Raw genomic sequence first — 9,522 nt, 5'->3', positions numbered from 1 at the left:
GGTGTGTAATGTACGGATTTTGGTGTGTGATACACGGTTCTGAGTGTGTAATGTACGGGTTATCCACAGGATTATGAGAGGATTAGCCGCAGAATTCGGAATCTTTTTCTGTCATGGTCAACATGGCATGAGACTTTTTTTCCGTTTTCATTTGAACAGATTCCAGAATGCATTTGTAAATAGCCATTCTGTCAACTAGGCTGGCCAAATAACTTATTTGGCACCAAGCATGGATCCGCGCACACTAATCATTAATCTTGAGTATCCATATACGGAGCACGATTCCTTCGAAGTGCCAGCGCGAAACGTTGTCCTTGCTGGTCTAGGGTGGGAGACAGAATATTGGCCTAGTCTGGCTGTTGCTTGGATTGAGCAAGGCGCATCAATTGATAAGGAAGTGAAGGAGGCGCTTGATCTCATTGTAGAAAAAAAGCAGTTCCCTCAGTCATTGCGTCACAGGGCTTTTGCACTGGTACGCAGGTGGGAGCAGGAGAATGCCTCAAGCGAAGCACTAAGTTTTATTTCCAAATCTGATTGATCGGCAAAGAGGATTTAAGTTATGTTAGGCGGCTGCGTTGACTGATTGAGCCGTAGAATAGAAGCTAACGTACAATTTTTTCTTTTTCAAGGTTACTACTTTTTTCTTTTTTAGAGATCCCTTTAGGATATTTAAGGCCAAATTTATCCTACCGGCGTCCGTACATTACACACCGGAAACTTGAAAGAGGAATGACGCTTTGGTACTGTGAAAGAATGATTAGTAATATTACTTTTGATCGGTTTCTATTTCCGCTGGTTCGTCCTCAATGCTGTCGTCAGATGAATCAAGGGTTGCGTCTCGATGTCGCATCACCAGGATGGGACCGATCTGTCCTTGTTCTTCTTTAAGAAGGTACTCAGGTATTTCGTTGGATTTGATAATGCGGCGAAGGATGCGGCAGAATTCTTTGAACGTACCACTGCTGCCACTACGGTTATAGATCGTTTGAAAGGCCCACTTCGCTTGTTTTTTGCCGGCTGCACGGCGAGCCAGGCGATAAATAAAGCGGCCGATGCCTGGCTCGATCAGGAAATAGTCGGGGTGGACTGTCAACACGTCCGGTCGCTTCCCTATGGTGACTTCGCGGTAAATCCAATTCGGGGCTTCGATTTCGACAGAAGCGACTTTGCCTGAATCCGTGTAGGAAATGACGCGATAGCTGCTTAGAAGGCCTTCGGCCTCGACTTCGAGCATGGCTCGGCCGCTTTTGGCGGCTGTCCTGTTCCGCACATTCTTGATCGTGGTGCCTTTGAGTCTGTCTAGTGCTGAAACTACTTCGTCAGCTTGCTTGCCTCCGTCTCCCTTGCGGCAAAATTTCAAGATTTCGGAAACATGAGGTCGGAATATGCGACCGGGTTTTTCGCATTTTCCCTCCCGGTAGAGATTCATCGATTCAGTGAGATGGGATACCAGCATTAGCACGATATCATAGTCCCACACGGAGGCCATGCCGTCCGGGCCGGCTTTGACTTCCACATAGCCATCCGACATCTCGTAGCGGATCGTTTCGCCCGCACGCTTGTCCTTCTTGGACAAACGGAAAACAGCGACATCCATGAGGCTACGGCTGTCCTTGGTGCCAACGTCATAGAGTGCAGGTACGAAAAAATCTAGCTGCTCGTCACCCTTTGGCGGTTTACGTATGTCTGGTTTGGAAGGCTTGTCATGTGCAGCCCTGGCTTTGTTCCCATTATCCTGACGAAGCCTTGCGGCAGCCTGCTCATAGGTTTCGCCAGGATGCGCTTTGGCTTCAATGTTGCGCCGTTGTGCCGCCTGAGCGGCTTTCAACTTTTCCATTGTCTCGTTATGACTCATCACGCTATCGCTCCTTTAGGATGCTTTCCGCGTTGTTATTATTATCCTGGATCTTTAGTGTCCAGGTCTCCGAATTCCTCGACAATGATGTCAAAGCCTTACTCCGTTTTTTTCGTCCTTATCATCGCATGTTGGCTCAATGTGCCATATCTCACTAACTGTAGATTGAATACCACACGGTTGCCACTAGAAGAATGATTATGACGAATACCGGTGTCACAGGTAAGATTAACGACTAAACTGGCACATACTATGGCTTATATAAAAATTCCTTTTTATTTTGAGTTGCAAGTTTAGCTAAACAATAACTCGTCGTCAACAAGATTTTAGCGGCTAAAATTAATCTGCCGCCCAAACCCAAACAAGGTAAAACCTCAGTGTACAACGATATATTCTTTACCAATATTTTGCGTATTTTGAATGAACGCGGAATGAGCAAAAAAGAATTACATGATCTATCTGGTGTATCAAATTCCTTTCTTTCTGATTTAACAACAGGTAGCGGGAATCCCTCTCTCAAGGTGATGGAAGCAATTGCGAATGCGTTAGAAGTACCTCTGCCAATGCTGCTTGAATCAACAGATCTGGATAAAGAATCCCTGGATGTGCTGGCGGGCGGTGCATTCAGGCAAAGTCTGCCTCCTGGATATGAGCGGGTCTCAGTAGTTTTGCCAGAGCACAAGGCATTCATCGTCAAACGCTGGGGAGAGGAAACAAGGAAAAAGTTAAGATCATATTAATTAACGCCAGAAGGGTAGGGCACCACTATCCGGCAACAAGTAAATTTTAGCCGCTAAATAATCATTCAAATTCACTGGGGTTATATAACCCCAGTTCCTCTATATTTACCACTATATCCAATCTTAGCATAGTGTAACAGACTGAGTTAATTTCATTATAACTATTGCTTTAATTAATATTTCGTTATATCGTATTTGTCGGCTTACAGGAGATACTAGGCTTAAACAAATAAGATGAATAACACGGATAACAAAGATAAATACGGAAGCATCAATGATCGAGCCAAACGCAAGCTCGAGCGAGATATGGGGTCAGATCTTTTGGCGGCCCTGTATGACCCTAAGACCGTCGAAATCATGCTTAATGCTGATGGCAAGCTGTGGCAGGAGCGTCTGGGTGAGTCGATGAAGTGCATCGGGTCGATGCGAGTAGCTCAGGCGCAAGCTATTATTGAGACCATCGCCGGCTATCACGGCAAAGAAGTCACCCGTCAGAAACCAATACTCGAAGGGGAATTGCCCCTTGATGGTTCCCGCTTTGCCGGCCAACTCCCTCCGGTTGTACCCGCCCCGACTTTTGCAATCCGTAAAAGAGCTGTTGCTATTTTCACGCTGGATCAATATGTAGAGGCCGGAATAATGACGCCCAGGCAACGCCAGTTAATCATTGAGGCCGTTGCCGCGCATCGCAACATCCTGGTGATCGGCGGCACCGGCTCGGGCAAGACAACTTTGGTGAATGCGATCATCAATCAGATGGTGGCTAACGATCCGACCGAGCGGGTTTTCATCATCGAAGACACTGGTGAAATCCAGTGTGCCGCTGAGAATTATGTCCAGTATCACACCAGTATCGACGTCACCATGACGGCGCTGTTGAAAACCACGCTACGTATGCGCCCGGACCGGATTCTGGTCGGTGAAGTGCGCGGTCCGGAGGCACTTGATTTGCTGATGGCCTGGAATACCGGCCACGAAGGCGGCGCCGCAACATTACACGCCAACAACGCAAAAGCCGGGCTTGATCGGCTGGCCATGCTCATCAGCATGCACCCGGATTCACCAAAACCCATTGAACCGCTCATCGGCGAGGCGGTGCATGTCGTCGTACATATCGCCAGAACCCCGGACGGCCGGCGCATCCAGGAGATTCTTGAGGTTTCCGGATACCACGATGGCCAATACATAACAAAAACACTTTAGGAGTAATCCATGCAACTCGCATTTCCAACATTTCAGCTCAACCGTAACACCTATCTCTACCTGGGCATGCTTGCTCTGCTGTCCGTCATCTTATTTGCTTCGCAGCCGGCCTTGGCGTCAGAGGGGACCGGCGGATCTCTGCCTTATGAAAGCTGGTTGACCAATCTGCGTAATTCCGTCACTGGCCCGGTAGCTTTCGCGGTATCCCTTATCGGTATTGTGGTTGCTGGCGGCGTCCTGATCTTCGGCGGCGAACTCAATGGCTTTTTCAGGACATTGATTTTTATCGTATTGGTCATGGCATTGCTGGTCGGTGCACAGAACATGATGAGCACCTTCTTTGGTCGTGGCGCAGAAATCGCGTCACTGACTGATAGGGCAGTCCTGCAAGTGCAGACCGCTGCCTCAGCCATCAATGAGAGAGCCGCATAGTATGGCTATCCGCACGATTCCCATACGTAGGGCCGGCAATAGAGACAACCTGTTCATGGGCGGAGATCGTGAATTGGTCATGTTCTCCGGCCTCATTGCCGGAGCGCTGATTTTTAGCGCTCAGGAACTGAGGGCTACTGTATTTGGCGTTTGTCTTTGGTTCGGAGCGCTGTTCGTATTCCGCCTCATGGCAAAGAGCGATCCCAAATTGCGCCATGTTTATCTGCGTAGTCGCCGCTACAAGCAATACTATCCGCCACGCAGTACGCCGTTTCGTGAGAATACGCAAAGCCAGGGAGAACAATACAAATGATCCAGGCACTCGCAATTACAATTGCCGTTCTCGGGACCGCCTTGTTGCTCATCCTGTTTGCCCGTATTCGGGCAGTCGATACCGAACTGAAGCTCAAAAAGCATCGTTCGAAGGACGCCGGCCTGGCCGACTTGCTCAACTATGCAGCAGTGGTCGATGACGGCGTGATTGTGGGTAAAAACGGTTCTTTTATGGCCGCATGGCTGTATAAAGGGGACGACAATGCCAGCAGCACCGATGAACAACGAGAAATGATATCGTTCCGCATCAACCAGGCCCTCGTAGGCCTGGGAAACGGCTGGATGCTGCATGTCGATGCTGTACGCCGGCCAGCGCCCAACTACTCCGAACAAGGGTTGTCGCAATTCCCTGACCCGGTTTCCGCCGCGATTGATGAAGAGCGCCGCCGGCTATTCCAACGCATGGGAACGATGTACGAGGGCTATTTCGTATTAACTCTGACATGGTTCCCGCCTGTGCTGGCGCAGAGAAAATTTGTCGAACTCATGTTCGATGACAACACGCCAACGCCCGACCACAAGGCTCGCACGATGAGCCTCATCGAGCAGTTCAAGCGGGAAATCGCCAATATCGAAGGGCGATTGTCGGCTGCTGTAAAGCTGACTCGCTTACATGGCCAGAAGATCGTTAACGAAGACGGAACAACAGCCACACATGACGATTTTTTGAGCTGGTTACAATTCTGCATAACCGGCAAACATCATCCCGTACAATTGCCCAACAATCCTATGTACCTGGATACGTTGATAGGTGGGCAAGAATTACGGGGAGGGGTCGTGCCTAAAATCGGCCGCAACCTCATCCAGGTTGTCGCTATCGAAGGCTTTCCCCTGGAGTCTACACCGGGAATCCTGACCGCCCTGGGCGAGTTGCCATGTGAATACCGTTGGTCCTCCCGATTTATATTCATGGATCAGCACGAGGCAGTAAAGCACCTGGACAAGTTCCGTAAGAAGTGGCGACAGAAGGTTCGCGGCTTCTTCGACCAGGTATTCAACACCAATACCGGGCCGGTCGATCAGGATGCGCTTTCAATGGTGGAAGACGCGGAAGCGGCCATTGCCGAAGTGAACAGCGGCTTGGTTGCGGCCGGCTATTACACAAGTGTCGTCATCCTCATGGATGAAGATCGGACTCGTCTGGAGGCGTCTGCACGCCAGGTAGAAAAGGCCATCAACCGCCTGGGCTTTGCGGCTCGCATCGAGACGACCAACACGATGGATGCTTACCTGGGCAGCTTGCCCGGCCACGGCGTCGAGAACGTGCGCCGCCCGCTCATCAACACCATGAACCTGGCCGATCTGTTGCCGACTTCCACGATCTGGACGGGCAGTGCAAGCGCACCGTGCCCGCTGTATCCTCCGATGTCGCCGGCTCTCATGCACTGCGTTACTCACGGCGCTACCCCGTTCCGTCTGAATCTGCATGTGCGCGACCTTGGCCATACCTTCATGTTCGGACCGACCGGGGCAGGTAAATCGACGCACCTGGGCATTATCGCCGCACAACTTCGCCGCTATGCCGGCATGTCGATCTATGCCTTTGATAAAGGCATGTCCATTTATCCGCTTACCAAGGCCGTTGGCGGGTTGCATTTTTCGGTAGCGGCCGACGATGACAATCTAGCCTTCTGCCCGTTGCAGTTCCTCGAAACTAAGGGCGATCGTGCCTGGGCAATGGAATGGATCGATACCATCCTGGCGTTGAACGGGTTAATTACTACGCCATCGCAGCGCAATGAAATTGGCAATGCCATCATGAGCATGCACGCCAGCGGCGCCCGCACGCTCTCTGAATTCTCCGTAACCATCCAGGACATAGCCATCCGCGATACGATCAGGCAATACACGGTAGACGGCTCGATGGGGCACTTGCTGGATGCCGAAGAGGACGGGCTGTCACTCTCTGATTTCACAGCGTTCGAAATCGAAGAACTGATGAACTTGGGCGAGAAATTTGCGCTGCCGGTCCTGCTGTACCTGTTCCGACGCATTGAGCGTTCATTGCGCGGCCAGCCGGCCGTCATCATTCTGGATGAAGCGTGGCTGATGCTCGGTCATCCGGTGTTCCGGGCCAAGATCCGGGAATGGCTGAAAGTCATGAGAAAGGCGAACTGCCTGGTTCTTATGGCAACGCAAAGCCTATCTGACGCAGCCAATTCGGGCATTCTGGACGTCATCGTTGAATCGACCGCGACCAAGATTTTCCTGCCCAACGTTTACGCCCGCGACGAGGATACGGCGGCCCTATACCGCCGCATGGGCCTCAATGCCCGACAAATTGAAATTCTGGCGACCGCCATTCCGAAACAGCAGTATTACTATGTTTCCGAGCATGGGCGCCGGCTCTATGACCTTGCTTTGGGGCCTCTAGCCTTGGCCTTTGTCGGTGCATCAGACAAGGAATCCGTGACAACCATCAAAAACCTGGAAGCCAAATTCGGCAATCAGTGGGTTCATGAATGGCTTGCAGGACGGGGCCTGAATCTCAATGACTACCTGGAGTCCACAAGATGAATTTTTTCAAGAAAAAACCAGCCGACTATCAGTTTCTCAAGAAACCGATGAAAGGCGAGGACAATAACCCGTATTTAGCCGCCCGGCGCACATGGAACGAACATATCGGCTCAGTCGTGTCGTCGCGGCAAACCTGGCAGGTGGTCGGTATTCTCTCGCTCTTGATCGCTTTAGCCGGTGTCGGCGGAGTCATCCATATAGGCAGTCAATCCAAGTTCATCCCTTATGTTATCGAGGTTGACAAGCACGGCCAGACCGTCGCTGTCGGGCCAGTGACGGCCGGCTCCAAAGCTGATCCGCGCGTTATTCACGCCTCTGTAGCCGATTTCATCACGTATGCCCGTATGGTCACGCCTGATGTGGCATTACAGCGAAAAGCGGTATTTCGCGTGTATTCAATGCTATCACCTAATGACGCGGCTACCCAGAAGATGAACGAATGGCTGAACGGCACGCCGGACTCCAGCCCGTTCAAGCGTGCAGTGAAGGAAATGGTTAGCGTCGAAATCAAGTCGGTGCTGCCGCAATCGCCTGATACTTGGCAGGTTGAATGGGTAGAAACCACTCGTGACCGTCAAGGCGTTCTGAAAGACAAGCCGGTGAACATGCGGGCATTAGTCAATGTTTACACCATCGAACCCACATCACAGACAACAGACGAGCAATTACGCAATAACCCGTTAGGTATCTTTGTACGTGATTTCTCCTGGTCAATCATTCCTTGAATTAATGAGACTGTCCACTATGAAAAAGCGAATTATCACTCATATTCTAGCCGCCGCTATGATCGTCTCGTCGGAGCCGCTTCTGGCCGCTCCTGGCGACGATCTGGCCGACAAGTATTTTTCCAAGAACAATCCGACTTTGACCGCACAGGAAAAAGCAGCAATCGCCATCGCTAAACGCTGGGAGGCGGGCGCATCTACCGGGCTGAATCCAATACCCGGTTCCAACGGAGCAATCCATTTTTTGTATGGCGTCCAGCAGCCCAGCATCGTTTGCGCAGTTCTTCAGGTATGTGACGTGGCGCTACAGGCCGGGGAGCTGGTCAATTCCATCCATCTGGGCGATACGGCTCGCTGGACAGTGGAGCCGGCCATCACGGGCGCCGGGCCGTCCGAAACGCAGCATCTCATCATCAAGCCGATGGATGTGGGACTGGAGACCAGCCTGGTCGTGACTACAAACCGCCGCACTTATCACTTTAAGCTGCGCTCGCACCGCACTCAGTACATGCCCCAGGTTGCATTCACATACCCGGAAGATGCTCTGGCAAAGTGGGATGCGATTCGAACCCGCGAAACGCAAGAACGCGAACGAAAAATCATCCCGCAAACCGGCGAGTATCTGGGCAATCTGAACTTTGACTATGATCTGGACGGTGATGCGGCCTGGATGCCGGTACGCGTCTTTAACGATGGCCGCAAAACTATCCTGCAAATGTCGAAGGCGATGGCCCAGACCGAAGCGCCAACTTTACTGGTCCTGCGCAAGGAAGGCGGCCTGTTCACGGATGATGAAACCGTCATGGTCAATTATCGTGTCCAGGGCGACCGCTACATCGTGGATACTGTCTTTGACAAGGCAATCCTGATTGCCGGCGTCGGCGATGGCCAAGACCGTGTGACCATCACCCGGAGGAAATAACGATGCGCAGAATATCTTTCCCGGCGTTAGCCGTGCTTACCATCATTCTTACAGGATGCGCTACCTCGCCGTATGGCAACTATCTGAATTCCACCTCAGTAGATCAACAGAAACTTGCCCGCGAAGCGGTACAGCAACTCGCCACGTTATGGCCGCCGGCAAAAACACGGCTTGAACTGAAACAGGCGACACCGGATGCCTTCGGTGTTGCGCTGACCAAGGGCCTGCGCGAACACGGATATGCCGTCATGGAGTTCAGTCCTAAACAAACCGCTCCTTCCCATACTCCGGATGCGCATGTACTGCCTTTGTATTATGTGCTCGACCAAGTGAAGAGCGGCACATCAAAGCTATACCAACTGACGCTATTAGTCGGGACCGAATCAATTACCCGCCCGTATCTGGAGCAAAACGGCACTGTGGTTCCAGGCTATTGGACACATAAGGAGTAAGATCATGACCGGAACCGAAGAACTTGAGCACATGGACCCGGACGCATCACCGAGCGCCGGGGTTCGCCGCGTCAACAACCTGCCGATGTACATACTCGGCGGTGTGTTGATGGCGTTTCTGGTCATGATGGGCTTGGTAGCGGCAGATCGCGCTGCCCAGCAAAACAAGGAAGAAGCAAAACCCCGGAGCAACGGCAACACCTCTATGTTTGCCAAGGAAATCGCCGGCGACCGGAAGAGCGGACTAATACTACAGTTGTAATTTCAGGGATATTGATGTTGCCCGCACAGTCTAATGTGTTTTTGATCGTAAGCATTGGCGAGGTGAATGATGAATGCGATG

General features: G+C 51.5%; 11 protein-coding genes. 10 read left to right on the top strand and 1 reads right to left on the bottom strand.

Going from position 1 to position 9,522, the window contains the following annotated elements; genetic code table 11:
• The first annotated feature begins 229 nt into the window (after positions 1–229).
• Positions 230–538 (top strand): hypothetical protein, encoded by a 309-nt coding sequence (locus EK22_RS23355; protein WP_051962015.1) that lies wholly within the window; start codon positions 230–232, stop codon positions 536–538.
• 228 nt (positions 539–766) lie between these two features.
• Here EK22_RS23355 and EK22_RS21380 read toward each other — a convergent pair whose 3' ends face one another.
• Entirely contained in the window at positions 767–1,855 is a 1,089-nt protein-coding gene (locus EK22_RS21380; protein WP_051962014.1) for a replication initiator protein A, read from the bottom strand.
• A 377-nt stretch (positions 1,856–2,232) separates the two neighbouring features.
• On the opposite strand from EK22_RS21380, the gene EK22_RS21375 reads away from it, so the two are divergent.
• From EK22_RS21375 to EK22_RS21335, 9 genes are all read left to right on the top strand, one after another.
• Positions 2,233–2,595: a transcriptional regulator gene (locus tag EK22_RS21375; RefSeq protein WP_036254244.1), complete on the top strand. Its 363-nt coding sequence runs from the start codon at positions 2,233–2,235 to the stop codon at positions 2,593–2,595.
• 234 nt (positions 2,596–2,829) lie between these two features.
• Positions 2,830–3,798, top strand: a complete 969-nt coding sequence (gene trbB, locus EK22_RS21370) for a P-type conjugative transfer ATPase TrbB (RefSeq protein ID WP_036254242.1) — start codon at positions 2,830–2,832, stop codon at positions 3,796–3,798.
• A 9-nt stretch (positions 3,799–3,807) separates the two neighbouring features.
• Positions 3,808–4,230, top strand: coding sequence for a conjugal transfer system pilin TrbC (trbC, locus tag EK22_RS21365; RefSeq protein WP_036254240.1), 423 nt, complete (start codon positions 3,808–3,810; stop codon positions 4,228–4,230).
• A gap of 1 nt (position 4,231) precedes the next feature.
• Positions 4,232–4,543 carry a conjugal transfer protein TrbD gene (locus EK22_RS21360; protein WP_036254239.1) on the top strand — a complete coding sequence of 104 codons (312 nt, stop codon included), beginning with the start codon at positions 4,232–4,234 and terminating at the stop codon, positions 4,541–4,543.
• Entirely contained in the window at positions 4,540–7,080 is a 2,541-nt protein-coding gene (locus tag EK22_RS21355; protein WP_036254237.1) for a VirB4 family type IV secretion/conjugal transfer ATPase, read from the top strand. Before EK22_RS21360 ends, EK22_RS21355 begins: the two co-directional genes overlap by 4 nt.
• A complete protein-coding gene (locus tag EK22_RS21350; RefSeq protein WP_036254235.1) occupies positions 7,077–7,805 on the top strand; it encodes a conjugal transfer protein TrbF in 729 nt (242 codons plus the stop codon). Before EK22_RS21355 ends, EK22_RS21350 begins: the two co-directional genes overlap by 4 nt.
• Positions 7,806–7,824: 19 nt before the next feature.
• Entirely contained in the window at positions 7,825–8,727 is a 903-nt protein-coding gene (trbG, locus tag EK22_RS21345; protein WP_036254232.1) for a P-type conjugative transfer protein TrbG, read from the top strand.
• A gap of 2 nt (positions 8,728–8,729) precedes the next feature.
• Complete coding sequence (locus EK22_RS21340) at positions 8,730–9,179, top strand: conjugal transfer protein TrbH (RefSeq protein WP_036254229.1); 450 nt, start codon at positions 8,730–8,732, stop codon at positions 9,177–9,179.
• A gap of 4 nt (positions 9,180–9,183) precedes the next feature.
• Positions 9,184–9,441, top strand: a complete 258-nt coding sequence (locus EK22_RS21335; RefSeq protein WP_036254227.1) for a hypothetical protein — start codon at positions 9,184–9,186, stop codon at positions 9,439–9,441.
• The last annotated feature ends 81 nt before the right edge of the window (positions 9,442–9,522 follow it).

This window comes from Methylobacter sp. BBA5.1, from assembly GCF_000746145.1.
In the GTDB taxonomy this organism is placed as follows: Bacteria; Pseudomonadota; Gammaproteobacteria; order Methylococcales; family Methylomonadaceae; genus Methylobacter; species Methylobacter marinus.
Note: the sequence above shows the minus strand (reverse complement) of the source record. Positions and strands in the feature narration are given on the sequence as shown.

What these genes read in the sequence shown, in the direction of transcription:
- EK22_RS21340 (WP_036254229.1), top strand. Translation starts at nt 8,730, where the DNA reads ATGCGCAGAATATCTTTCCCGGCGTTAGCCGTGCTTACCATCATTCTT.
- EK22_RS21380 (WP_051962014.1), bottom strand. Translation starts at nt 1,855, where the DNA reads ATGAGTCATAACGAGACAATGGAAAAGTTGAAAGCCGCTCAGGCGGCA.
- trbG (WP_036254232.1), top strand. Translation starts at nt 7,825, where the DNA reads ATGAAAAAGCGAATTATCACTCATATTCTAGCCGCCGCTATGATCGTC.
- trbC (WP_036254240.1), top strand. Translation starts at nt 3,808, where the DNA reads ATGCAACTCGCATTTCCAACATTTCAGCTCAACCGTAACACCTATCTC.
- EK22_RS21350 (WP_036254235.1), top strand. Translation starts at nt 7,077, where the DNA reads ATGAATTTTTTCAAGAAAAAACCAGCCGACTATCAGTTTCTCAAGAAA.
- EK22_RS21360 (WP_036254239.1), top strand. Translation starts at nt 4,232, where the DNA reads ATGGCTATCCGCACGATTCCCATACGTAGGGCCGGCAATAGAGACAAC.
- EK22_RS23355 (WP_051962015.1), top strand. Translation starts at nt 230, where the DNA reads ATGGATCCGCGCACACTAATCATTAATCTTGAGTATCCATATACGGAG.
- EK22_RS21335 (WP_036254227.1), top strand. Translation starts at nt 9,184, where the DNA reads ATGACCGGAACCGAAGAACTTGAGCACATGGACCCGGACGCATCACCG.
- trbB (WP_036254242.1), top strand. Translation starts at nt 2,830, where the DNA reads ATGAATAACACGGATAACAAAGATAAATACGGAAGCATCAATGATCGA.
- EK22_RS21355 (WP_036254237.1), top strand. Translation starts at nt 4,540, where the DNA reads ATGATCCAGGCACTCGCAATTACAATTGCCGTTCTCGGGACCGCCTTG.